The following is a 22,333-nucleotide window of genomic DNA, read 5'->3' as shown; positions in this document are numbered from 1 at the left end:
CCCACCTAGACCGGCTTAGCGATCATCAGCCACAGGATCGCCATGACCGAACCAAAGCCTGGAATACCGAACAGAAACCAGCGCCGGAACAGCGCGAAATAGCGCGGCGGCAGCGCCGCATTCGCAGCCGCGGCGACGCGCGCCAGATCGCGCATCTCGATCTGCATGAAGATCACCGGCACCCAGAACAGCCCCGCCACCGCATACAGCCCGAGCGAGGCCCAAATCCAGAGTTCGCCAAATCCCGTCGATGACAGCATCATCAAGAGACCGCCGGTAACGGGCTGCAGCAGCACCGCCGTCAGCGTGAACAGCATGTCGGCAATCACCACCGTCGACCCGGTGCGGGCGATGAAGGAAGCATCACCGCTGCGATGCGCCATCAGCATGAAAAATGCGATGCCGCTGCCGGTGCCGAGAATGACGATGGCGCCAAGCATGTGCAGATATTTGATCGCGAAATACAGCGTCATCGTTGCGTCATCGTTTCTTGGCCGGGCTTTGCGCGCGCAGCTTCAAGGCGCGATCGAGTTCACTGGTAGCGCTTGTTACACCAGCTTCGGTTTCCGGCAGCCAGTGCCCTTCACTGCCATAGGCCCCGAGCACGCGGAAATCGACCTTGCCGCCGGCGTTGCGGAACGCGTCCGCCAGTTGCCGCGACAGAACAGGCGAGAAGTAGCTGTCATTGGCCGCCACCAGCCATGTGACGGGCACGCGCGCGGTCTTGCCGAATTCCCGTGCGGCGGCCATCAGGGTGTGCGGCGCGCAGACCTGACCCGGAAAATCATTGGCGCGGCCGCCGCGTCCGGGCGCAAAGGCGATGATCGCGGAGATGTCCTTCGGATCTTCACTGGCCAGCGCCAGCGCGCCCCAGCCGCCGGCCGAGTGCCCGATCACGATCATTCCGTTTGACCGGATGAAGGGTTGCTTGCGCACGAAGCCCATTGCCGCCGCGATGACATCAGCGGTGGCGCGGCCTGACCTGGCGTAATCAGCCTCGTCGCAGCCGCCCTGGTCTTCGAGATATTTGCCGCCCGTGGCGCCATGGCCCGGACGCTCCGGCACCAGCACGGCAAAGCCGCGCGCCACCAGCCAGGCCGCCAGCGCACGGTATTCCGGCTGCGGCATTTGCGCGCGACGCAATACGTTTTGGGTGGTGGCATGCGCAATCAGCGCGAGCGGAAACGGACCGACGCCCGGTGGACGAAACAACAGCGCATGCGACGGAGGGCCGAAGTCAGGGGACGGCACCAGCCATTGCTGCAGGCGGTTAGGTTCGCCTTCCGCGCCTTGCGCGCCGAGGTTTTGCTGAGCCGCACCGGGCTTCACACCGAGCGCAGCAAGCACAACCACTGCGATTAACACTTTAACCGGATGCATGAATTGGCCTGACGCAGCCGAAGGATGGGGAATCCGAATTCGACAACAGAATACCGGCGGCGAATCAAATCCAGCGCATTTTTCCGTGCCCGAATTCCTGGAGACGTTCCCGGATATCATTCTGGGCATGGTTAGCCCGGCCCTGGATCAGCGAAATGCCGATAATGTCAGCCTCTTGTCCTTTTTCGGTACAACCGGACCGGAAACTGATGCAGAAAATCCACAGGTTAACCGATAATTAACGATGGACCTTGAAGACAACGCGCCGACTTGCTTTGATTGGGTCCATGAGCACAACCCTGATCGAGGTTCGGCCGGCCAAAGCTGCGGATGCAGCCGCGGTGGCGTCCACCCATGACGAAGCCTGGCGCTCGGCCTATCAGGGCATCATTCCCGGCGCCGAACTTGAAAAGCTGATCAACCGCCGCGGCCCGCAATGGTGGGACAGTGCGATCCGCAAGGGCAGCCGCGTCAGCGTGCTGGTGTTCGGCGACAAGGTCGCGGGATATGCCAACTACGGCCGCAACCGCGCCCGCAGCCTGCATTTCGAAGGCGAAATCTACGAGCTCTATCTGCGTCCGGAATTCCAGGGTCTCGGCTTCGGCCGCCGCCTCTTCACCTCCGCCCGCCGCGATCTCTTGCAGAGCGGCCTCAAGAGCATGGTGATCTGGGCGCTGTCCGACAACGATCCCGCGACGGAGTTCTATCGCGCGCTGGGCGGACGCATGGTCGCCCGCTCGTCAGAGAAGTTCGGGCCCAAATCGCTCGACAAGGTCGCCTTCGCCTGGACCAACTGAGCCAAGCCTGAAACGCCAATTTTTTGGGCTGATCGTCATATCAGACGAAAGCGCGACTCGCGCCTTCGGTATGGCTTGACCTAGCCTCCCATCATTTCTAATAGCCGCCTGCCTGCGATGGATACGCCGGGGATCCAGCGCGGAACACGCGCTTGGCGCATTTGCCAGGCATGACCATCCAGCCAGTCGAAGCACGACTGCGCCAAGCAACCACGGAGCCCTCCATGCGCATTGACGCCATTTCAACCGGTAAGAATCCGCCGCATGACGTCAACGTCATCATCGAAGTGCCGGTCGGAGGCGAGCCGATCAAATATGAAATGGACAAGGAGGCCGGCACGCTGGTCGTCGACCGCTTCCTCTATACGGCGATGCGCTATCCCGGCAATTACGGCTTCATCCCGCACACGCTGTCGGGCGACGGCGATCCCTGCGATGTGCTGGTCGCCAATACTCGCGCGATCGTGCCGGGCGCCGTCATGAGCGTGCGGCCGGTCGGCGTGCTCTTGATGGAAGACGAGGCCGGCGGCGACGAGAAGATCATCGCGGTGCCGACATCGAAACTGACGCAGCGCTATGACAAGGTGAAGAACTACAACGACCTTCCCGACATCACGCTGCAGCAGATCCAGCACTTCTTCGAGCACTACAAGGATCTCGAACCAGGCAAATGGGTCAAGGTGCTGCGCTGGGGCGATGCCAACGACGCCCAAAGGCTGATCATCGAAGGCATTGAACGGGCGCAGGGGAAGAAGTAGGCGGTTAGCGCCCCGGGACCAATTCTTTGTGATAGATCTCGTCATGCCCGGCCTTGTGCCGGGCATCCACGTCTTTGGTCACGCGCAGAAAGAAGGGCGTGGATGGCCGGGACATAGGCGAGCGGAAGCGACGCCGTCCTGCAGACGGCTATGGCGAGCGGAAGCGACGCCGTCCTTCAGAAGGCTATGCCCGGCCATGACGGAGAGACCCATGCGACGGCTGGTCAGAATTATCCGCAACCTCGCGCTGCTCCTGATCGCTGCTATCGTGATTCTCGCCGGCGTGCTGGCGTTCAACGTTATCACGCATAGTTCGCGGCAAATTCAGGTCGCGGCCATCCCGCGCGTTGCGGTTGACGCGCAAGCCGTTGCGGCGCGCCTCAGCGAGGCGATCCGCTTTCGCACCATTTCGAGCCACGAAAAGCCCGACCAGCACGCCGAGGCCTTGCGCGGCATGCAGGCGCATATCGAGAAGAGCTTTCCGGCGTTCCACGCCGTGGCGAAGCGCGAGATCGTCGGCCAGTACAGCTTGCTCTACACCTGGGAGGGCTCCGATCCAAAGCTGCCGCCGATCGCGCTGCTCGCGCATCAGGATGTGGTGCCGGTTGCGCCCGGCACCGAGAAGGACTGGCAGCAGCCGCCTTTCGATGGCGTCATTGCCGATGGTTTCATCTGGGGCCGCGGCTCCTGGGATGACAAGGGCAACCTCTATTCGATGCTGGAGGCCGCCGAGACGATGACCAAGGGCGGCTTCCGGCCGAAGCGAACGATCTACTTTGCCTTTGGCCACGACGAGGAAACTGCCGGCACCGCGGGCGCCAAGGCCATCGCGGCGCTATTGGCCTCACGCGGCGTCCGCCTCGATTTCGTCGTCGACGAGGGCCTCCTGATCACCGAAGGCATGATCAAGGGCCTCGACAAATCAGCGGCTCTGATCGGCGTTGCCGAAAAGGGCTACGCCTCGCTGGTCTTGAACGTGCAGGCAACGCCCGGCCATTCCTCGATGCCGCCGCGCGACACCGCGATCGGCATGCTGAGCGCGGCGCTGGCGCGGCTCGAAGACAACCGCCTGCCGATGCATATCCGCGGCACGGTCGCCGAAATGTTCGACACGCTGGCGCCGGAGATGAACGGCTTCAACCGCGTGGTGCTGTCGAACCTGTGGCTGTTCAAGCCGCTGTTGCTGCGCGAGTTCGAGAAGAACGGCCCGAGCGAGGCGACGATCCGCACCACCACGGCGCTGACGATTTTCAATGCCGGCGACAAGGACAACGTGCTGCCCGGCAACGCCGAGGCCGTCGTCAACTTCCGCATGATCCCGGGCGACACCCAAGCGAGCGTCACCGACCATGTGCGCAGCACGATCCGCAACGATCGCATTTCGATCAAACCGTTCCCCGGCAATACCGATCCGCCACCGGTGACGGGTACCGCGAGCCCGTCGTTCCAGATGCTCAACCGTACCATCCGCGAGGTTTTTCCTGATGTCATCGTGGCGCCCGGACTGATGGTGGGCGCGACCGATTCGCGCCACTTTGCCGGGATCACCGACAAGATTTTCCGCTTCTCGCCGGTGCGCGCCAATACCGACGATCTGAAGCGCTTCCACGGCACCAACGAACGCCTCAGCCTGGACGGCTATGCCGACATGATCCGGTTTTATCGGCGGCTGATCGAGAACGCGGCGGGATAGCCCAAGCTCTCACCTCCGTCATTGCGAGGAGCACTTGCGACGAAGCAATCCGACTATCCGTTTTGCCACGCTATGGATCGCTTCGCGGAGCCTGTCATCGGGCGCGCATTCGCGCGACCCGTTGGCTCGCAATGACGACGGAGAGATCTGCGCCTCGCCTCACACCGCCGGCTTCGGCAGCCCGTGTATCGCGCACGCCGCGCGCAGCGTGTTCACCAGCAGGCACGCCACCGTCATTTGCCCGACGCCGCCGGGCACCGGCGTGATCGCACCGGCGACGTTGAGCGCTTCGGCATAGGCGACGTCGCCGACCAGGCGCGTTTTGCCGTCGGCGGCCGGCAGGCGGTTGATGCCGACGTCGATCACGGTAGCGCCCGGCTTGATCCAGTCGCCGCGCACCATTTCCGGCTTGCCGACGGCCGCATAGACCAGATCGGCGCGGGCGCATAATTGCGCCAGATCGCGCGAGCGCGAATGCGCGATCGTCACCGTCGCGTTTTCATTGAGCAGCAATTGCACCAGGGGACGGCCGACCAGGTTGGAGCGGCCGATCACGATGGCGTTCATGCCCTCGAGCGAGGCATGCACGCTCTTGGTGAGAATAATGCAGCCGAGCGGCGTGCACGGCGACAGCGCGGCAAAGCCGCCGGCCAGGCGCCCGGCATTGTTCGGATGCAGCCCGTCGACATCCTTGGCGGGATCGATCGCATTGATGACGGTTTCGGTATGCAGCGATTTCGGCAGCGGCAGTTGCACGAGAATGCCATGCACTGCGGGATCGCGATTGAGTTGCGCGATCAACGCCAGCAAGTCCGCCTGCGCGACGTCTTCGGGCAGCACGTGCTCGAACGACGCCATGCCGGCTTCCTGGGTCTGCTTGTGCTTGCTGCGGACATAGACCTGGCTCGCCGGGTCGCTGCCGACCAACACCACCGCGAGCCCCGGAATTAACTGATGCGCGGCCTTGATCCGTGCGACCTCGCCGGCAACGCGGCCGCGGAGCTCTGCTGCAATGATCTTTCCATCGATGATGCGGGCGGTCATCTCAATCCTTCGTATCCGGTTTGGCTGCAGTCAGCCTGCGCAAGGTATCGCCGAGCGATTTGGGGTCGCCGCCAATGGCGACCTGCTTGAGGCGCGATGTCGTGCCGGACAGGATCTTGACCCTGGCCTTGGGCACGCCGAGCGCCTTTGCCATCAGTTCCATGACCGCGCGGTTGGCCTCGCCGCCCTCGGCGATGACGCGCACGCGAATCTTGACCACGGAACGCCCGTTGGCGAGCGTCTCAATCCCGTCGATGTCGTCGCGGCCGCCGCGCGGGGTGACCCGTAGCGCCACGCTGATGCCCTCGGTGGAGTAACGCCAAGGATCCATCGATCAGTGATGCCCTCGATCAGATGACGTTGGGATAGATGTAGTAGGCGATCACGCGCTGGATGAACATGATGATCAGGATCAGGATGATCGGCGAGATATCGAGGCCGCCCAGACTGGGCAGCATCCGGCGTATCGGCGCCAGCACCGGCTCGGTGATCCGGTACAGGAATTCGGCCACGGCCGCGACGAACTGGTTGCGCGTGTTCACGACATTGAAGGCGATCAGCCAGGACAGGATGGCGGAGGCGATCAAGAGCCAGATATAGAGGTCGAGGACGATGGAGATGATGTCGAGGACAGCGCGCATGATGGAGGGGGCTCGCAGGTGGGGTAACCTGCTAGATATCGGTTCATCCCCCCGCAAACAAGGGAAGTTCCCATCAAAAAGACCCCGGAATCGGCGCTTTAACCGTTCTTGACTTGACCTTGGGCCGGACTGTAAATGGCGCCGATTGTCGGTCGCCTGTTCTCAGTTTGGGCGGCCGCGACGGGGCCATAGCTCAGCTGGGAGAGCGCGTCGTTCGCAATGACGAGGTCGGCGGTTCGATCCCGCCTGGCTCCACCAGCCTTCGCTTGCTTCGCAAGCTACGGCTCGGCAAGCCACGCCGTGGCCTATCGTAGCGAAGCTAGCGAAGGCTGCCGCGCCATAGCCCGAAGGGCGACGGCGGGCTGGTTCCACAAGCACACAACCCCCTCACCTCCCCGTAAACCGCGGCGGACGCTTCTCCATGAAACTCGCCACGCCCTCTTTGAAATCGCTGCCCTTGAGCGCGATCTGCATTTCCCGGTTGGCGTCGATGGTGGCTTCCGCGAGCGTCTGGAACGGCACATCGTAGAGCTGGCGCTTGATCACCGAGATCGCGCTGGGCGAGACGAAATCGGCAAGGTCGCGGGCGTAGGCGTAGGTCTGCTCGCGCAGCTGATCCGGCGGATAGAGCCGGTTGACGAGGCCGATGCGCAGGGCTTCCTCGCTGGAGACGCGGCGCGAGGACATCAGCAGATCGAGCGCGTTGGCGTGGCCGACTATTCGCGGCAGCATCCAGCTGATGCCATGCTCGGCGATCAGCCCGCGGCGCGAGAATGCGGTCGTGAACACGGTGTTGTCGGCGGCAAAGCGCAGATCGCAATATAGCGCATGCACGAGGCCGATGCCCGCGGTGGCGCCGTTCAGCATACCGATCACGGGTTTTGGAATCGCCGGATAATAAGCGTAGCGCGTCTGCCAGTCGGCTCGCCGGTTCATGTCGAACGGCGTGTTCTCGCCGCGCCTGATCTCGTTGGGATCGATTCCCTTCAGCCCTTCCATATCGGCGCCGGCGCAGAACGCGCGCCCCGCGCCTGTCAGCACGATGACGCGCACATCGTCGTCGGCAGCGGCGGTTTCCATCGCATGGCGCACGTCGCGCTCCATGATCGCGGTCCAGGCGTTCATGCGGTCCGGCCGGTTGAGCGTGACGGTCGCGACCTTGTCGCTCACGTCGTACAGAATGTGTTGGTAGGTCACCGCGATCTCCCTGTTGTTTTCTGTTGTTGAATTTCGCGCGCGCCTTTTCGGCCGCGCCATGCGGACAGATTAGCACATCTGATGGTTTTGAAAGGCGCGTGGAGGCGCGGGGAAATTCCGCGTGGCGGCTATTCGGCGGCTTCCGACATGATCGACATCGGCATGCGCTTGAGCCAGCCGGAGATGAATTGCTGCAGCCACGCGCGCTCGGCGACGTCGTGCACCGCGCGATCGGCGAAGTGCGAATGCGGCGCCCGCGCACCCGGCAAATCCATTGTCTCGCAGCGCGTGGTCCAGCGATGCATCATCGCGTAGGTCACGTCGGGATGAAACTGGAAGCCGAAGGCATGGCCGGACTGGAATGCCTGCACCGGAAAGTCGTCGCCCTCCGCCAGCAATTCGGCGCCGGCCGGCAGCTCGAACCCCTCGCGGTGCCAGTGGTAAACCTGATCCGGCCAGTTCGGGCAGACCGCGTGGCCGGCTTGCGTCGGACGGATCGGGTAGTAGCCGATCTGGGTACGGCCCTGCGGATGGGGTGCTACCGGCGCGCCCAATTGTTTGGCGAGCATCTGGGCGCCGAGGCAGACGCCGAGGAACGGCCGCTGCTCGCGCAGGGCAATTTCGATCCAGTCGATCTCCCGGCGCACATATTCGTCGCCGTCGTTGGCGCTCATCGGGCCGCCGAAGATCACCGCACCGGCATGCAGATCCAGCGTTTCCGGTAGGGGGTCGCCGAACCTCGGGCGGCGAATGTCGAGGGTATGCCCCAGCGCACGCAGCGCGTTGCCGACCCGGCCCGGCGTCGAACTCTCCTGGTGCAGAACGATCAGGACCGGCAGCAGAGGCGGCAGCAGAGATTCGGGCGCGGCAGCCAGCGCCCTTCGCCCCGGAAAGGGCAGGACGTTTTCGCCATTTTTTCGCGACCGGTACGACATCGATGTGCTCAGGACCTCAAACCAAAACCATACCTAAGTGAGTCTTAATTTCAGGTGAGTTCATGCGGGGCCTGCAGATATTTGCAAATATCTGTAAGCAAATCGCGGGCCAGAGCGTCTGTGAGGCGCGTCACGCCGCCTTTTAGCGCTTGCGCAGCTGGAAACGGCAGACCGCCGCCAGGATGAAAGAGCGCGGAAAGAACCGCAGCAGGAACGGCACGATCTTGATACCAAAACCGGGCAACACCGCGCGCTTGTCGGCCATCAGGCCGTCGTAGGCCTGCCTGGCGACATCGGCGGGCAGGACGTTGAGGATGGCCGAATCAAATCCGGGCGCGAAGCCGGCGCGGGCCTGAAACTCCGACGGCACCGGGCCGGGACACACCACGGTCACGCGCACGCCGCGCGGCGCCAGTTCCGCCCGCATCGCTTCGGTGAACGACAAGACATAGGCCTTGGACGCGTAATAGACCGCCATGCCCGGGCCCGGCAGAAAACCCGCGATCGAGCCCAAATTGAGCAGGCCGCCGCGATGGCGGATCAGCTGATCGGCAAACCGCAGCGACAGATCGGTCAGCGCGCGGATGTTGACCGTTATCATGTCGAGCTGATCGGCGCGATCGCGCTGGATCGCCTTGCCGAACACACCGAAGCCCGCGTTGTTGACAACATATTCCACTTCGACGCCGGCCGCCGTCAGTGCGTCGGCAATCTGGTCGGTTGCCCCCGTTTGGGTGAGGTCGCAGGGAATCACGATCGGCGCCGCACCGCCTGCCGCGGTGATTTCAGCCGCCAATGCCGTCAACCGGTCCTCGCGCCGCGCCACCAGCGCCACGCGATGGCCCCTGGAAGCAAACACGCGCGCCAGTTCGGTGCCGATGCCCGCCGATGCACCGGTAATCAGCGCCACACGCTCAGTCACGATCGAGTGCTCTTAAAATGAATTACGGAAATGCCGCCCAACGGGAGAACGAGAGCATAGGCTTGTGGTGCGACGCAAGCCACCCCGCGAGCATATCGCCACGCAAAGGCACGCGCCTGCTGAATCGAAGTCCAGTATTTTCAGGGTCTATCGCGCGTCGGGATCGCGGGCCGCGCTCCACATTAAAGTTTCGTCATCTGCGGCTAGGCACAGCGCTTAAGTTGTCGCGTCGGCCGCCTTCGACGCGCCCGCGAGGGGCTTGCCTTGAGACTTGCCTTCGGAATTCCCTTGCCGCTCCGCGACACGGCGCTTGAGATCGATCCGGTCGCGCGACGAGACGCCCAGGAGATCTGCGGCGCGCCAGAGCACGTTATCCTCGAACTCGGTGACGTCACCGTCAGCATAGACCATTTCCCACATCATCTCGACGATGCGGAGCCTGCCCTCCTCATTCACGCTGCGCATGATGACGCTGGTGAAATGATAGAGATCGACCGCGTCGCCTTCGACCCGCGTCGCCGAGGCAATCAATCTGTCCGCGGTGCCGGGATCGAGCTCAAAGCGGCTTTCGATCAGGCTGTGCAATTTGCGCTTCTCCAGCGCCGTCGGTTCGCCGTCGAGCGAGATGACGTGAACCAGCAGCGCCGTCGCCGCCAGAAGATACCCGGTATCGTCGAACGCCCGATCCTGATTCGCATCGGGAGAGACAATGTCGGCGATGAATTGGCGAAGTCCGTCGAGCATCGGCACCTCTATGGAACGAAGATTGATAGCGGTTATATGGCGTGGAAAATCAGGCCGCGCAATGCGCGGGGGCTACCGGGGAAGCATTACGTTTAGGCAATCTGGATCACGTCGTCATTCCGGGGCGATGCAACGCATCGAATCCGGAATCTCTAGGTTCCGGGTCTGGTCCTTCGGACCATCCCGGAATGACGGACCCACCTCTACGGTATTTCGTACACCACGATCTTGTCGGCGATGCCGCGCAGCGCCGCCTGTTTCTGGATCGGCTTGATCGCTTCCCTCTCGAGGATGCCGGCAACCGCAGGCGACTCGATCACCGGACCGGTGATGTGCATCTCCTGCGAGGTCGACAGGCTCTGCACACGGGCGGCGATATTCACGGTCTGGCCGAAATAGTCCTGCCGCTCGTTGAGCATGACGGCAAGACACGGGCCCTCGTGAATGCCGATCTTGACGACGAGGTCCTCGGTGCCGCGCGCAGCATTGAGGGCGTCCATCGCGGAGCGCATGCGCAAGCCCGCAACGATAGCATGTTCGGGCTTGATGAACGTCGCCATCACGGCATCGCCAATCGTTTTGACGACGGCGCCCTTTTCCGACGAGATGATTTCCAGCAGCGCGTGGAAATGCGCGCGCACCAGATCGAACGCGGCGAGATCGCCGACCCGCTCGTACAGAGCGGTCGATCCTTTCAGATCGGTGAACAGGAAGGTCAGCGACGTGATCTTGAGGCGTTGATCGACGCTGAGATTGTCGGCCTTGAACACGTCGCGGAAGGTCTGGTTCGACAGCATCCGCTTGGCCGTGAGAAACGGCTTCCGCTTGCCGATCAGGTGATGCATCACATCACCCGCGATAAAGACCGTAGGCAACGTCCGCACATCGGCCTGATTGTCGAGCGACAATCGCAGCGGTCCCGGACGCATGGTCCTGGTTCCGCCCGTCGGCGTCGCGGTCTTGTTGTAGACCAGCGACAGCTGCTGGCGTTCCTTGGTCGGCTCGCCCTGAACGTCGATGAACTCCGCCGAATGCGTCACCGGTTCGAACACGATGATGAATTCTTTCGGCAATTGCAGCGACAGCACCGCCTTCTCGCCCGCCGGTAGTTCGAGCGTATCCAGTGTCACTTCGTCGGCCAGCGTCGCGATATCAGCCGCGTCGAAATCGATGCCCGAACTCCAGAACATCTGCTTGTAGTATTCCCAGACCGGCAGCGTATTGGGATCATGCGCGGCGATGCGCCTGACCCGGGGGCTGACGGTAAAGGCCACCTCGACCTGCTCGTCGACCGAGGCCTCGTAACCGCAGGCGCAAAGGCCGCAATGGTAGTCATGCGGAGACAGCGATTTCAGCGTACTGTGGGCGCCGAGCACACCGCCGCAACCGGGGCACAACACGTTCCAGGTCAGGTCGAACAATCCAAGCCGCGACGCGTGCAGAAAGCCCGAAATCACCCGCTCTTCGTCCAGCCCGCTCCGTTTCGCAAAATCCAGCACATTGATGCGGTTGAGCTCATGGTCCTGGCCGTTCTCGACCGCAAGCCGGATCGCATCGGCGACCGCGGGATCGGCGGTCTGATTGAGCATCGAAAATTGCGCTTTGACGTCACTCATGATCGCAGCCTAAAGCAGATTGGGCGGGCCACCAAGTCAGGCAATGCGCCATGCGCATCACCGCGGCACGATGGCAAACAGCGGTGAGCGGTCCGGCTGGGTCGTCACCACGCCGACCGGCATCACCGGCGCGTTGTCGACCATGCTGACACGGAACGCGCCGATCATCTTGGCCAGCGCCAGCACCGCCTCGACCAGCGCGAAATGCGCGCCGATGCAGACGCGCGCGCCGACACCGAACGGCAGATAAGCGAAGCGATCGGGCGGCGTCCCCGTCATGAAGCGCGAAGGCACGAACGCGTTCGGATCGCGCCACAGTTTTTCATGCCGGTGCAGCAGCCACGGCGCGATCAGCACGACGTCGTTTTTCTTCACCGGCATGCCGCCGATCGTATCCGGCCCGGCTGCCGCGCGAATGATCAGGAAAGCGGGCGGGTAAAGCCGCATGGTCTCGTCGACCACCGCGCGGGTGAATTTCAACCGCTCGATCTCGAGCTCGCCATTGACGCTCGCGCCCTGCACTTCGGACGCCAGTTTTTCCTGGGTCGCGGGATCGAGCGCGAGCAGATAGAGCGACCAGAACAGCGCGGTGGCCGTCGTCTCGTGGCCGGCGAGAATCATGGTCGCGACTTCATCGCCGAGCTGTTCGTCGGTGAAGGCCTCGCCGGTTTCGGGATCGCGCGCCGCGCCCATCAGGTCGAACAGATCGCGCGGCGGGGCGCCTTCGGTCTTGCCGGCGGCGCGGCGCTCGGCCATCAGCACACCGACAAAAGCCGTCCAGCGCTTGCGGAAGCGGGCGCGCGCGAAATCCTGCGGGCTTGGCCAGCGCGGCGGCAGCAGAATGTCGAGAAAATGCGGCGACGCCAGCCGCTCGCCATACTCCGTCACGAAATTGCGCAAGGCGGCGCCGTGGCGGTCCATCCCGAACGAAAACATCGTGCGTCCGGCAATCTCGAGCGTCATCCGCTGCATGACCTGGCGCAGATCCACCGGCGCATTGCTGGCGGCCCTGAGATTGGCGATGGTCTGGTCGGTTGCCGACAGCATGTGCGGAACCAGCGTCGTCACCGCGCGCGGCGTGAAGGCCGGCGACAGCGTTCGGCGCTGATGTTTCCAGGCGCGCCCCTCGGCGGTCAACAATCCGTCGCCGACCAGCGGCCGCAGCACCCGGAAGCTGGCCGGCGTGCGCGTATAATTCTCGTAATTGTCGACCAGGACATGCCGGATGGCGTCCGGCGTGTTGAGAATGAAAGTGCTGCGCCTGAAGAATCGGCCGCGGACGATGTCCTCTTCATAGGCCCGCTGGCCCCAGCTGCCGATCACGTTCTCGCGGATCGCCTTGATCCGCCGCAGCATCGTCATGTCGTCGGGCGCACGCGGCGGGCTCGGTGGCACCAGCGGCCGCACGAGCGGCATGTCGTAGGCTTCGGCAATGCTCATAGGCGCCACTTTCGTCGCCCGGATGAGCGAAGCGATATCCGGGATGGTGCCAAAGCCCCGCATATCGCTGCGCTCATGCGGGCCAAGATCTTATCCAAGATCCAATCTATGTCTCCGATCCCGGCATGACAAAGGCGCCGGCACCGGCAATAGTCGAGAAAACAGCTAATAAGTCAGCTCAGCTACCGCAATCCGGTTTTCCGCTGCCGGCCAGGCCCGCGCCACGATTCGCTCCTGGTTGAACAGCGCCACCACGGCGCGGCCAGCCTCCTCGGCCGGAAGCCGCAAGGTGGTGACCGAATCGGTCGGCACACCCGGTTTCACGTCCTTGGGCTCCTTGCCGTCGAACAGCACGACGTCGCGCGGCAGGCCGAAATAGCCCCGCGGCCGCGACATCAGCACGACGGCACCGGCGCCTGAATCGGCAGACCCGAGCGGCCGGGCGGCCCGCAAATGCAGGATGTCGGACGAGCGCGGGAATGGCGAACGGTAAAAATGCGTCGTGGTCGCGTGCGGCGAGGTCAGCACGATTTCGAGATACCAGCTGGGGTCGACCTGCGCCGGACCCCAGCGGCCATCGGCGCCGGTCTGCGAAGAATGAATCCGCCCGCCATTGCGTTCGCCGGTCTCTGCGGAGACGCGATAGACATCGACCGTTGCGCCGGATACCGGACGGTTGGTCTGAACGCCGGTCGGCGTGCCCGTCACCAGCCCGCTCAGCTTGACCTGCGCTTCCGGCACGATGTCGAGACGCGACGGTTCGCGGCCGGCGATGAACTTGTAAATCTCGCGGAACGCGCGCGGATGGTACGCGGTCTCGCGATGATCGATAGCCCCGAGCGCCAGATTGGTTGCACCCTTCAGCGCCGGACCTTCCGCGGTGATACCGGTCGGCGTCCCCGGCTTGCCGACGAAACGGCCGTCGGCTTGCGCGAATTTGTCGATGCCGTCGCTGCGCAGCGTCAGAAATGCCGTGCCATCAGTGACTTCTTTTTCGCCCTCGTTCAGGCCGCGCAGGAAAGGCCCGCGGCCGTTGAACTCGCCGCCGAGGCCGTCGTCCCAGTCATAGACGCCGTGGTTGGGAACGCCGCACAGCACGGCATGGCTGACATCGCCGCCGCCGCCGTTCTTGACATAATTGCGGATCGAATTGCCGCCGCGCGAATTGCCGACCAGCGCGACGCGCGGCGCACCGGTGCGCCGTTTCAGTTCCTTGATCGCCTCGCCAAGTTCGCGGCGCTGGTCTTCGGTCGACGAACGGTTCGGCTGCTCCACCTTGTCGTCGCTGCGCGCCAGGGGATCGGTGAAATTGATCGCGAACATCCGCTCGTGCGGCACGCCGTTCGATTCCATCCGCCACAGCGTGGTGATCCAGAGCGCGGCATGATCGCCATTGCCGTGCACGAACAGGATCGGCGGAATCTCGGCGGCGGCAGGCACAGCCGGCGCCGCCTGTGCCAACGCTTGAAATCCGAAGGGGCCGCCCAGCAAGGATAGCGCGCCGGCGCTTTTCAGGATCGATCGCCGCGATAGGCTCATTTTGTGACCTTCCGTTACTTTTCAGTACTTTAGCTGTGTCCTGGCACCACCGAGGGCGGCGTAACTACTGGACAGGGCAGGGTTTTCGCAGGCATCTCTTTAAATGCAAATGGAATCAAACCGGTGACAGAGGGACAGGCGGAACGGACCATGACCGACCAGCCGAAGCGCTCGCGTTTTGCCGCCGACAGCATCGCAGCGCCGCTGCGGCACGCGGTGTTCCGGCGGATCTGGCTGGCCAGCCTGGTGTCCAACCTCGGTCTGTTGATCCAGGGCGTCGGCGCGGCCTGGGCGATGACGCAGATGACGTCCTCGGCCGACAAGGTCGCCTTGGTACAAACCGCGCTGATGCTCCCCATCATGCTGATCTCGATGCCGGCTGGCGCCATCGCCGACATGCACGACCGGCGTATCGTGGCGCTGGTCTCGCTGTCGATCGCACTGGTCGGCGCCACCGCGCTGACCGTGCTGGCATGGTTCAACCTCGTCACCCCGAATGTGCTGCTGGCGCTGTGTTTTGTCGTCGGCTGCGGCATGGCGTTGTTCGGTCCGGCCTGGCAGGCCTCGGTCAGCGAGCAGGTGCCGGCGGAAACGCTGCCGCAGGCCGTCGCGCTCAACGGCATCAGCTATAACATCGCGCGAAGCTTTGGGCCGGCGGTCGGCGGCATCGTGGTCGCGACCGCGGGTGCGGTCGCAGCGTTCGCGGTCAACGCGGTGCTCTATCTGCCGCTGATGGTCGTGCTGTTTCTGTGGAACCGCACCCACGAGCCGTCGCGCCTGCCGCGCGAGCGTCTCAACCGCGCGATGGTCTCCGGCGTGCGCTATATCGCCAACTCGCCGTCGATCCGCATCGTGCTGATACGAACATTGGTCACCGGCCTGATCGGCGGTTCGGTCTCGGCGCTGATGCCGCTGGTGGCGCGCGATCTCTTACATGGCGGCGCGCAAACCTACGGCATCATGTTAGGCGCCTTCGGCATGGGCGCCGTTATCGGGGCGCTCAACATCACGGAAGCGCGCAAGCGGCTGAGCGGCGAAGCTGCGGTGCGCGCCTGCGCGATTTCGATGGCCGGCGCGATTGCCGCGGTGGCGTTCAGCACGAACGCGGCGCTGACGGCGGCGGCCCTCGTGCTCGCCGGCGGCGTGTGGATGCTGGCGGTCGCGCTGTTCAACATCGGCGTGCAGCTCTCGGCGCCGCGCTGGGTCGCGGGCCGCTCGCTGGCCGCCTTCCAGGCCGCGATCGCCGGCGGCATCGCGGTCGGAAGCTGGGGCTGGGGCCATCTTACGGACTACGCCGGCGTCGAGGCCGCGTTGCTGGTCTCCGCAGGCCTGATGCTGGTTTCGCCTGTTCTCGGCATCTGGCTGCGCATGCCACCGGTCGGCGCGCGCAACGAGGCTGCCACCGAAGTGCTGGCCGATCCCGAGGTGCGGCTGTCGCTGACCGGACGCAGCGGCCCGCTGGTGGTCGAGATCGAATATCGCGTGGCGCAGGACAACGCCCGGCTGTTCCACAATGTGATGCAGGAAGTGCAGCTGAGCCGGCAGCGCAACGGCGCCTATGGCTGGTCGATCGCGCGCGACATCGCCGATCCCGAATTGTGGACCGAACGCTATCACTGCCCGACCTGGCTGGATTATCTGCGCCAGCGCAACCGCGCGACGCAATCCGAACGCGCGCTGCACCAGCGCGCGATCGACTTCCACCTCGGACCCGAGCCGATCCGCGTGCGCCGCATGCTGGAGCGGCCGTTCGGATCGGTGCGCTGGAAGGAAGATACGCCCGACCGCGCCGCCAACGAGGTGTTGCCGGTCGCGACCGTGGCGGGGAGTAGTACGTAGCTATCTCACCATCGTCATTCCGGGATGCGCCCTTGGCGCAGGCCCGGAATACATACTCATTATCGTGGTTATGGATTCTCAGATGTGCAATTGCGCATCGGGGAATGACGGAGAGACTAACTACCGCCCGTGGGCCGCCAGCGTTTGCTGACAGCCCTTGCTGATACGGGCGCGGTTCTGCTGCAGGCACGCCAGCACGACCATGTCGCCGTCATTCATCTGGGCGCGGCAAAACCGCGAGACGTCGCGGGCGCAGGCGTCATGGCCCGGCTGCTGCTGCGCCGAAGCGGCTGACGCCATCAGAACAAAGGGAATAACAAAAAGAAATCTGGTCATCTTAGTCGCCTTCACACACAGCAATAAACGATCCCCGCCTTCTATCGCGTTTTCAGGCGAAAGCCAGCCCGGATCTGGTCCGGGGGGAAGCGGTTACATGCGGGAATTTGGCTGCCGGCAAACGCAAAAAACGCCTGCGTCGCATCGACGCAAGCGCTTTTCGAGAGAGCCGGGGACGACTGGGTTATTGCGCGGCGACCTTGCTGACGCGCTGCGCGGCGAAATCGCGGTCCATCACGGCGCGGCAACCGCTGGAGAGATTGGCGCGATTCTTGACCATGCAGGCGGTGATCTTCGGAATGTTCGGGATTTCAGAGCTGCAGAGGCGGAAGGCATCGCCCGTGCACTGCGAGCGGGCTTCTTCGCTGAAGGCATAGCCCGCGGTCGAGGTAACAGCGGAAAGCGAGGCGGCAACGGCCAGCACGACACTGACGTTGCGAACGGTGGTGAAGAAAGCGGTCATTTTCGGCTCCCATTGGCGCCGCGGATGCGGGGCCCGTTGTTGATGACCGACCGTGCACTCCGCCCACCATTCCCGCTGTGACGTTCATCACACAGAGATAAGCCCCTAATTTTCCTGAACTCCCGGCGCCGTGTTGGGGAGGCGTTAAGACCTTATTGGCATTAATGGCCCGTTGCGTTGTGTCCCTTGCGTTATGTGGAAAGTGTAACGATGCGTAATGCGTTAGGCCTGATGCTGGCCACTGTTGTTTCGGCGGCTGTGATCGCCGGTGTTTGGTTCTGGACCTCCTCGCCGCGTGCCGATGCGGCCCCTCAAACTGTCGCCGCCCGCAAGGCCGAGCCGTTGCCGGCCGCCACCAAGCCGAAGGATGACGTCGAGGTAACGGCGTCGCTCACGAAGCCGGCCCCGCCGCCGGCACCTGCTGCGCCGGTGGCCGCAAAACCGGTTTGCGCCAATCCCGACGCGCTCGGCGTCAGCCGCACCGTCATCATCGACACCACGGGCGGACCGGGTTTCGGCTTCCTGCAATACAAGCAGTTCGACTTCCTGACTGAGAAGGAGGTCGTGCTGACCTTCGACGACGGTCCGTGGCCGACCACACCTGCAGTGCTGAAGGCGCTGGCGGACGAATGCACCAAGGCGGTGTTCTTCCCGGTCGGCAAGCACACCACCTATCACCCCGAAATCCTCCGCCAGGTTTACGTAGCCGGCCACACCGTCGGCTCGCACACCTGGTCGCACGCGCATCTCGACAGCAAGAAGATGACGGAAGCGCAGGCCAAGGAAGAGATCGAGAAGGGCTTCAGCGCCGTGAAGATGGCGATCGGCGCTGCACCCGCGCCGTTCTTCCGCTTCCCCGGGCTCGGACACACCCAACCCACGCTGGCCTATCTCGGCACGCGAAACATCTCGATGTTCTCGGTCGACGTCGATTCCAACGACTTCAAATCCTCGGGTCCCGATCAGGTGATCCAGAACGTCATGACCAAGCTCGACAAGCAGGGCAAGGGCGTCATCCTGATGCACGACCTGCAGAAGCACACCGCGACGGCGTTGCCGACGCTGCTGCGCCGCCTCAAGGCCGGCGGCTACAAGGTCGTGCTGATGAAGGCCAAGGTGCAGCTCGAGACCCTGGCCGAGTATGACGCGATGCTGGTCAAGGACCTCAAGGTCCCGACCGTCGCCAGCCGCCCGATCGCCAGCGTGGTGCAGACGGCTCAGGAGTAGTCAAGCGCGCCGCCGCCGGCATCAGCCCACAACAAAAACGCGCCCCGGATCAATCCCGCGGGCGCGTTTTGCTTTCTGGAATTACCAGTAAATGCCGTGTCGATGCAGCGCGTTGATGATACGCCGTTCGGTCCAGTAGCGTGACCTCCGGGACTTATCGTATCGGGGACCATCATCATATCGAGGCGAGTCCGAATATCGCGGCTCATCCTTGTAGCGCGGTTCGTCGCGATATCGCGGCTCGTCCTTGTAACGCGGCTCGTGGCGATACCGGTCAGGCTTGGTTTCGACGATCGCCGGACGCTCGACATATTTCGGAGTTTCCGCCTTGGGCGCCTCGGCCGCGCGCGGGGCTTCGGCCTTCGGCGGTTCGGCAGCTTCGGCAATTTGCGGCGGCGCGTTGGTCCGGGCCGGTGCGGCGGTTGTTTGCGTATCGCTTCCGGCCAGCGAGAGGCTTCTGTTATCCCCGGCCTGCGCGCTGACAGACGCCAAAACGAACCCTGCGATCAGAATGATCTTGCGCATGATGTGTCTCCCGTTTTTGGTGGCGGGAAAACTAGGCGAGGACCGCGGATCGTTATGTGAGATAGGTCACATAGGGGGCAGCGGCCGTTTCTCTGAATAGGCGCGAGCTATCGGCGCCCCAGGGAGGCATCGGCCGACGCCGTTTCATTGATGAAAGGCACCGGCTTGACCTTGTCGCCTGGCGCAAGCTTTTGAAATCCATCCACCACCACCCGGTCGCCCTCACGCAGACCCTCGTTTACCAGCCACAGGCCACCCTGCGCCTCACCAAGACGGACCGGCTGCACCGCGACACGACCATCGTCCTTGACCACAAAGACCTCGCTGCCTCCCCCCGCGTTGCGTTGGACGGCCTGTTGCGGCACCGTGATGGCGTCGGCGTCGACCCCCTGCTCGATGAGAACCCGGACATACATGCCCGGCAGCAATTCTCGTCTCGGGTTTGGAAACTCGGCCCGCATTGTCACCTGCCCGGTATAGGCATCGACCTTGGATTCCGAGAACAGCAATTTGCCGTGCATCGGAAAAACGGTTCCGTCATCCAGCACGAGGCGAACCCGGGCTGTCGTGGGCGCGATCCGGTCCAGGTCGCCGTCGGCAAACGCGCGGCGAAGCCGGTTCATCTCGGTTACCGATTGGGTGAAGTCTGCGTAGGTCGGATCAAGCTGCCGAATCGTGGCGAGATTGGATTCGTTCTGGACGACAAAGGCGCCTTCACTGACAAGTGCAGCGCCAACCACGCCATCGATGGGAGCGCGGATGGTTGCGTAATTCAGCTTGAGCCGTGCGCGGGCAACGTCGGCCTTGCGGGCCGCGACGTCCGCTTCGGCCTGACGCAAGCCTCCGACCGCCTTCTCATGCTGGGCTTCGGAGACCACCTTTTGACTCGCGAGCAGCGTCGTTCGCTTCTCCTGATGCGAAGCCAGTTCGAGCGCGGCAATCGCCTTTGCCAGCGACGCTTCGCTTGCCCGCAGTTCGACTTCGAGCGGCCTTTGATCGATTCGATAAAGCGGATCGCCGGCCTTTACTTCGGAGCCCTGGTGGAACATCCGCTCAACCACGATGCCCGATATGCGGGACCGAACATCCGCAATGCGCGTGGGCGCGATACGGCCGGGCAGTTCGCGCACCAGGGCCCGCGGATGCGGTTTCACGGAAATAACGCCCACTTCGGATTCAACCTTGGTTGCGGCTTGCGCGGCCCTCGGCTCATCGCAACCAGCAAGAAACGGCGCAAGGCCAGCCAACAACAATGCTCCGCACGCCAGCCCCGAGTGATGCTTCATCTAATCCCCCAGTACTTCCAAGTCTTGACTTCCAAGTCTTGACTTCCAAGTCTTGGCTTCCAAGTCTTGGCTTCCAAGTCTTGCCAGGCAATCCGATCGGATTCAGCCGCTCTGAGCAGGGTTAGCGCCGTTGGACCCGATCAGATCCTGGAACCGTCCAGCGTCATTACCGCGAATTGCTTTAGGAATGACTAGTGCACTATCCCCCGGCAGACCTGACAGGATTTTCCTGACGTTCCGAAGATCATCGTCGTTCTATTATTCAGGGTGACGCCGAACCCGAGATAGCCGCGAGCCAACGATGAGAATCATAGATCTGGCTGTCGCACTCACGATCTACCTCGGAAGCGCATGCGTGGCCGCATTGTTGATGATGCTGCTGGTCTGGTACGGGCTGGGAGTTCCTCCGGCGGCATTGAGGATTAATGCGCTCATCTCGGCAGGCGCCCTTGGCTTCGTGGGCGTGGTGGCGATTGCGGGTGGGGCCAACGAAAGCGAAGAATAACGGGAGATTTACGCAAATTTTTTCAAGATCGGGGGTTTTGAAATGCTGGATGGCAAGACGATCAAGAGTCCACCTTTGGCTTACTGCGTTCCGTGCTTGGAAAGAACGCCACACCGTTACGAGCGGTTAGGCGTCGACGGACGGTTGACGTCCCGCGCTGTCTGCCTGATTTGCAACAATGATTCACGCAGCGGATCCGTTCCGCAAACCGCCGCGAGATCCTCTCCATCGCCATGAACATCTCGGGGCTCCCGCTTGCCTTTTGCAGCAGCCCTTTGGCAGCAGTCCCGTCCCGTTGATGAGACAACCGTTGACCCTGACAGGCTTTTCCTGACGCCCGTACGACTGGTTGGGCTCTAGAATGGCGCCGAGCGGCAGCATGTAAGAATGGGGAATGCGACGGTGGGTCGAGCCAACTGCGAATTGAACAAGCCATATGGAAGCAAGCACTTGCGTGCGCGGGCCATGTTTTTCAAGCAGCTGGCAGTCGGCGCCGCCGACCCGAAATTTGCAGCTAAACTTCAGGCACTGGTCGACGAGTATGAGGGCGAGGCGGCGCGAGCGGAGCGATCCTTGGGGACGCGAGCCACGCCGGCGGTTCAAAACTCACCGGCGGAATGATCCCTGAATTATCCTCTGGCGATCGCACCACGATCTGCCGCCAGGACACCCTCTCTCGTTCGCACGCACAAGCTCGGCCCAACTCATGGCAGCCCAATACGTCCCCGGCGAGGTTCGGGACTTCATCCTGAAGTACATCGCTTCGGTGGCACAAATCGAAGCGCTGCTGCTCATTTGGTCTAACCCTGGAGAACACTGGGAAGTGACTGATATCGCAGCCCGCATCTACGCCAGCGAGACGGAAACCGCGAAGGCGCTCGAACGGCTTTCCGTAGACGGGTTCGTGCTTTGCACGAATGGCGGCTTTCGCTTGAACGCGTCAGCAGAAAACATCGACATGATTCGAAGGCTTCAAGAGGTCTACGCCCGCCATCTCATACCGGTGACCGACATCATTCACAGCCTGTCGCGGAATGCGCCCTCGACGGCGGAGACATTTCAACGTCAAGAGGATCGATGAGATGCCCGTGAGCGCACGTAACGGGCACGTTGAGGACAGCGCATGCCTTGCGTTCCGGCGCGGCTCTCGTCGACTGGCATGGGGCGCGCTTCTGACGGCCTTGTTCGCGACGGCCTTGTTCGTTGCGCAACCGTCCTATGCCCAGAAGCTCTATTCCTACGAACCGCTGATGATGGATCCCTATACCACGATCTATGTCAACGACGGCTCGTGTTCGGCCGGCAAGGTCTTGAAGGTGCAGGGTGCGCCGCGGAATCAGCGGCGGAAGAAGAGCTGCGTGCCGATGAGTGATCTCAAGACCGCCCCGCGATGATGATTCGCGGCGCAGGCAGCGACGCCACGTGACATCACACCTGTTACAGGCG

The 22,333-nt window shown here is 63.1% G+C and carries 24 protein-coding genes and 1 tRNA gene; 9 read left to right on the top strand and 16 right to left on the bottom strand.

Annotated features, from left to right (window positions below):
- Nucleotides 1-5 precede the first annotated feature (5 nt).
- Both JQ574_RS09585 and JQ574_RS09580 read right to left on the bottom strand, forming a co-directional pair.
- Nucleotides 6-473 (bottom strand): DUF2269 domain-containing protein, encoded by a 468-nt coding sequence (locus tag JQ574_RS09585; protein WP_212210327.1) that lies wholly within the window; start codon nucleotides 471-473, stop codon nucleotides 6-8.
- Nucleotides 474-480: 7 nt separating this feature from the next.
- Nucleotides 481-1,380 (bottom strand): S9 family peptidase, encoded by a 900-nt coding sequence (locus tag JQ574_RS09580; protein WP_212210326.1) that lies wholly within the window; start codon nucleotides 1,378-1,380, stop codon nucleotides 481-483.
- 287 nt (nucleotides 1,381-1,667) lie between these two features.
- On the opposite strand from JQ574_RS09580, the gene JQ574_RS09575 reads away from it, so the two are divergent.
- From JQ574_RS09575 to JQ574_RS09565, 3 genes are all read left to right on the top strand, one after another.
- On the top strand, nucleotides 1,668-2,177 hold the full coding sequence (locus tag JQ574_RS09575; protein ID WP_192739389.1) for a GNAT family N-acetyltransferase: 510 nt from the start codon (nucleotides 1,668-1,670) through the stop codon (nucleotides 2,175-2,177).
- Between the two features lie 224 nt (nucleotides 2,178-2,401).
- The gene (gene ppa / locus JQ574_RS09570) at nucleotides 2,402-2,935 is read left to right on the top strand and encodes an inorganic diphosphatase (RefSeq protein WP_212210325.1); all 534 of its coding nucleotides are present in this window, start codon (nucleotides 2,402-2,404) and stop codon (nucleotides 2,933-2,935) included.
- 211 nt (nucleotides 2,936-3,146) lie between these two features.
- Nucleotides 3,147-4,628, top strand: coding sequence for a M20 family peptidase (locus tag JQ574_RS09565; protein ID WP_212210324.1), 1,482 nt, complete (start codon nucleotides 3,147-3,149; stop codon nucleotides 4,626-4,628).
- 159 nt (nucleotides 4,629-4,787) lie between these two features.
- Here JQ574_RS09565 and folD read toward each other — a convergent pair whose 3' ends face one another.
- The 3 genes from folD to JQ574_RS09550 are packed head-to-tail and all read right to left on the bottom strand — an operon-like array spanning nucleotide 4,788 to nucleotide 6,313.
- Entirely contained in the window at nucleotides 4,788-5,672 is an 885-nt protein-coding gene (gene folD / locus JQ574_RS09560; protein ID WP_212383455.1) for a bifunctional methylenetetrahydrofolate dehydrogenase/methenyltetrahydrofolate cyclohydrolase FolD, read from the bottom strand.
- 1 nt (nucleotide 5,673) lies between these two features.
- Complete coding sequence (locus JQ574_RS09555) at nucleotides 5,674-6,003, bottom strand: DUF167 domain-containing protein (protein WP_212210322.1); 330 nt, start codon at nucleotides 6,001-6,003, stop codon at nucleotides 5,674-5,676.
- A gap of 19 nt (nucleotides 6,004-6,022) precedes the next feature.
- Nucleotides 6,023-6,313: a YggT family protein gene (locus JQ574_RS09550; protein WP_192739394.1), complete on the bottom strand. Its 291-nt coding sequence runs from the start codon at nucleotides 6,311-6,313 to the stop codon at nucleotides 6,023-6,025.
- 182 nt (nucleotides 6,314-6,495) lie between these two features.
- Between JQ574_RS09550 and JQ574_RS09545 the strand changes: the two genes are divergently transcribed.
- Nucleotides 6,496-6,571: transfer RNA gene (locus JQ574_RS09545), tRNA-Ala, on the top strand.
- Nucleotides 6,572-6,700: 129 nt separating this feature from the next.
- On the opposite strand, the gene JQ574_RS09540 is transcribed toward JQ574_RS09545, so the two are convergent.
- The 7 genes from JQ574_RS09540 to JQ574_RS09510 form a co-directional block, all read right to left on the bottom strand.
- A complete protein-coding gene (locus JQ574_RS09540; RefSeq protein ID WP_212210321.1) occupies nucleotides 6,701-7,510 on the bottom strand; it encodes an enoyl-CoA hydratase in 810 nt (269 codons plus the stop codon).
- A 128-nt stretch (nucleotides 7,511-7,638) separates the two neighbouring features.
- Nucleotides 7,639-8,445 carry a glutamine amidotransferase gene (locus JQ574_RS09535; RefSeq protein ID WP_212210320.1) on the bottom strand — a complete coding sequence of 269 codons (807 nt, stop codon included), beginning with the start codon at nucleotides 8,443-8,445 and terminating at the stop codon, nucleotides 7,639-7,641.
- Nucleotides 8,446-8,587: 142 nt separating this feature from the next.
- Nucleotides 8,588-9,367 (bottom strand): SDR family oxidoreductase, encoded by a 780-nt coding sequence (locus JQ574_RS09530; protein WP_212210319.1) that lies wholly within the window; start codon nucleotides 9,365-9,367, stop codon nucleotides 8,588-8,590.
- 216 nt (nucleotides 9,368-9,583) lie between these two features.
- Nucleotides 9,584-10,111, bottom strand: a complete 528-nt coding sequence (locus tag JQ574_RS09525; RefSeq protein ID WP_212210318.1) for a TerB family tellurite resistance protein — start codon at nucleotides 10,109-10,111, stop codon at nucleotides 9,584-9,586.
- A gap of 203 nt (nucleotides 10,112-10,314) precedes the next feature.
- On the bottom strand, nucleotides 10,315-11,727 hold the full coding sequence (locus tag JQ574_RS09520) for an adenylate/guanylate cyclase domain-containing protein (RefSeq protein ID WP_212210317.1): 1,413 nt from the start codon (nucleotides 11,725-11,727) through the stop codon (nucleotides 10,315-10,317).
- 57 nt (nucleotides 11,728-11,784) lie between these two features.
- Entirely contained in the window at nucleotides 11,785-13,167 is a 1,383-nt protein-coding gene (locus JQ574_RS09515; protein ID WP_212383454.1) for a cytochrome P450, read from the bottom strand.
- Nucleotides 13,168-13,332: 165 nt separating this feature from the next.
- Nucleotides 13,333-14,706 (bottom strand): hydrolase, encoded by a 1,374-nt coding sequence (locus tag JQ574_RS09510; protein WP_212210315.1) that lies wholly within the window; start codon nucleotides 14,704-14,706, stop codon nucleotides 13,333-13,335.
- A 150-nt stretch (nucleotides 14,707-14,856) separates the two neighbouring features.
- Between JQ574_RS09510 and JQ574_RS09505 the strand changes: the two genes are divergently transcribed.
- Nucleotides 14,857-16,545 (top strand): MFS transporter, encoded by a 1,689-nt coding sequence (locus JQ574_RS09505; protein WP_212210314.1) that lies wholly within the window; start codon nucleotides 14,857-14,859, stop codon nucleotides 16,543-16,545.
- A 120-nt stretch (nucleotides 16,546-16,665) separates the two neighbouring features.
- Here the strand turns inward: JQ574_RS09505 and JQ574_RS09500 are convergent, their stop codons facing one another.
- Complete coding sequence (locus JQ574_RS09500) at nucleotides 16,666-16,881, bottom strand: hypothetical protein (protein ID WP_212210313.1); 216 nt, start codon at nucleotides 16,879-16,881, stop codon at nucleotides 16,666-16,668.
- A gap of 184 nt (nucleotides 16,882-17,065) precedes the next feature.
- Nucleotides 17,066-17,344: a hypothetical protein gene (locus JQ574_RS09495; protein ID WP_212210312.1), complete on the bottom strand. Its 279-nt coding sequence runs from the start codon at nucleotides 17,342-17,344 to the stop codon at nucleotides 17,066-17,068.
- 210 nt (nucleotides 17,345-17,554) lie between these two features.
- On the opposite strand from JQ574_RS09495, the gene JQ574_RS09490 reads away from it, so the two are divergent.
- Nucleotides 17,555-18,571 (top strand): polysaccharide deacetylase family protein, encoded by a 1,017-nt coding sequence (locus tag JQ574_RS09490; protein WP_212210311.1) that lies wholly within the window; start codon nucleotides 17,555-17,557, stop codon nucleotides 18,569-18,571.
- A gap of 81 nt (nucleotides 18,572-18,652) precedes the next feature.
- On the opposite strand, the gene JQ574_RS09485 is transcribed toward JQ574_RS09490, so the two are convergent.
- A complete protein-coding gene (locus tag JQ574_RS09485) occupies nucleotides 18,653-19,096 on the bottom strand; it encodes a hypothetical protein (protein WP_212210310.1) in 444 nt (147 codons plus the stop codon).
- A 107-nt stretch (nucleotides 19,097-19,203) separates the two neighbouring features.
- Entirely contained in the window at nucleotides 19,204-20,382 is a 1,179-nt protein-coding gene (locus JQ574_RS09480; RefSeq protein WP_212210309.1) for an efflux RND transporter periplasmic adaptor subunit, read from the bottom strand.
- 301 nt (nucleotides 20,383-20,683) lie between these two features.
- Between JQ574_RS09480 and JQ574_RS09475 the strand changes: the two genes are divergently transcribed.
- From JQ574_RS09475 to JQ574_RS09465, 3 genes are all read left to right on the top strand, one after another.
- On the top strand, nucleotides 20,684-20,887 hold the full coding sequence (locus tag JQ574_RS09475) for a hypothetical protein (protein WP_212210308.1): 204 nt from the start codon (nucleotides 20,684-20,686) through the stop codon (nucleotides 20,885-20,887).
- Nucleotides 20,888-21,593: 706 nt separating this feature from the next.
- Nucleotides 21,594-21,968 (top strand): hypothetical protein, encoded by a 375-nt coding sequence (locus tag JQ574_RS09470; RefSeq protein ID WP_212210307.1) that lies wholly within the window; start codon nucleotides 21,594-21,596, stop codon nucleotides 21,966-21,968.
- A gap of 7 nt (nucleotides 21,969-21,975) precedes the next feature.
- Nucleotides 21,976-22,281: a DUF6719 family protein gene (locus JQ574_RS09465; RefSeq protein ID WP_212210354.1), complete on the top strand. Its 306-nt coding sequence runs from the start codon at nucleotides 21,976-21,978 to the stop codon at nucleotides 22,279-22,281.
- Nucleotides 22,282-22,333: the final 52 nt, after the last annotated feature.

It is taken from the genome of Bradyrhizobium sp. AUGA SZCCT0158 (assembly GCF_018130065.1).
In the GTDB taxonomy this organism is placed as follows: domain Bacteria; phylum Pseudomonadota; class Alphaproteobacteria; order Rhizobiales; family Xanthobacteraceae; genus Bradyrhizobium.
The sequence above is the reverse complement of the archived record's forward strand: the minus strand, read 5'-3'. Positions and strand labels throughout refer to the sequence as shown.

What these genes read in the sequence shown, in the direction of transcription:
- JQ574_RS09585 (WP_212210327.1), bottom strand. Translation starts at nt 473, where the DNA reads ATGACGCTGTATTTCGCGATCAAATATCTGCACATGCTTGGCGCCATC.
- JQ574_RS09580 (WP_212210326.1), bottom strand. Translation starts at nt 1,380, where the DNA reads ATGCATCCGGTTAAAGTGTTAATCGCAGTGGTTGTGCTTGCTGCGCTC.
- JQ574_RS09575 (WP_192739389.1), top strand. Translation starts at nt 1,668, where the DNA reads ATGAGCACAACCCTGATCGAGGTTCGGCCGGCCAAAGCTGCGGATGCA.
- ppa (WP_212210325.1), top strand. Translation starts at nt 2,402, where the DNA reads ATGCGCATTGACGCCATTTCAACCGGTAAGAATCCGCCGCATGACGTC.
- JQ574_RS09565 (WP_212210324.1), top strand. Translation starts at nt 3,147, where the DNA reads ATGCGACGGCTGGTCAGAATTATCCGCAACCTCGCGCTGCTCCTGATC.
- folD (WP_212383455.1), bottom strand. Translation starts at nt 5,672, where the DNA reads ATGACCGCCCGCATCATCGATGGAAAGATCATTGCAGCAGAGCTCCGC.
- JQ574_RS09555 (WP_212210322.1), bottom strand. Translation starts at nt 6,003, where the DNA reads ATGGATCCTTGGCGTTACTCCACCGAGGGCATCAGCGTGGCGCTACGG.
- JQ574_RS09550 (WP_192739394.1), bottom strand. Translation starts at nt 6,313, where the DNA reads ATGCGCGCTGTCCTCGACATCATCTCCATCGTCCTCGACCTCTATATC.
- JQ574_RS09535 (WP_212210320.1), bottom strand. Translation starts at nt 8,445, where the DNA reads ATGTCGTACCGGTCGCGAAAAAATGGCGAAAACGTCCTGCCCTTTCCG.
- JQ574_RS09525 (WP_212210318.1), bottom strand. Translation starts at nt 10,111, where the DNA reads ATGCTCGACGGACTTCGCCAATTCATCGCCGACATTGTCTCTCCCGAT.
- JQ574_RS09520 (WP_212210317.1), bottom strand. Translation starts at nt 11,727, where the DNA reads ATGAGTGACGTCAAAGCGCAATTTTCGATGCTCAATCAGACCGCCGAT.
- JQ574_RS09515 (WP_212383454.1), bottom strand. Translation starts at nt 13,167, where the DNA reads ATGAGCATTGCCGAAGCCTACGACATGCCGCTCGTGCGGCCGCTGGTG.
- JQ574_RS09510 (WP_212210315.1), bottom strand. Translation starts at nt 14,706, where the DNA reads ATGAGCCTATCGCGGCGATCGATCCTGAAAAGCGCCGGCGCGCTATCC.
- JQ574_RS09505 (WP_212210314.1), top strand. Translation starts at nt 14,857, where the DNA reads ATGACCGACCAGCCGAAGCGCTCGCGTTTTGCCGCCGACAGCATCGCA.
- JQ574_RS09500 (WP_212210313.1), bottom strand. Translation starts at nt 16,881, where the DNA reads ATGACCAGATTTCTTTTTGTTATTCCCTTTGTTCTGATGGCGTCAGCC.
- JQ574_RS09495 (WP_212210312.1), bottom strand. Translation starts at nt 17,344, where the DNA reads ATGACCGCTTTCTTCACCACCGTTCGCAACGTCAGTGTCGTGCTGGCC.
- JQ574_RS09490 (WP_212210311.1), top strand. Translation starts at nt 17,555, where the DNA reads ATGCGTAATGCGTTAGGCCTGATGCTGGCCACTGTTGTTTCGGCGGCT.
- JQ574_RS09485 (WP_212210310.1), bottom strand. Translation starts at nt 19,096, where the DNA reads ATGCGCAAGATCATTCTGATCGCAGGGTTCGTTTTGGCGTCTGTCAGC.
- JQ574_RS09480 (WP_212210309.1), bottom strand. Translation starts at nt 20,382, where the DNA reads ATGAAGCATCACTCGGGGCTGGCGTGCGGAGCATTGTTGTTGGCTGGC.
- JQ574_RS09475 (WP_212210308.1), top strand. Translation starts at nt 20,684, where the DNA reads ATGAGAATCATAGATCTGGCTGTCGCACTCACGATCTACCTCGGAAGC.
- JQ574_RS09470 (WP_212210307.1), top strand. Translation starts at nt 21,594, where the DNA reads ATGGCAGCCCAATACGTCCCCGGCGAGGTTCGGGACTTCATCCTGAAG.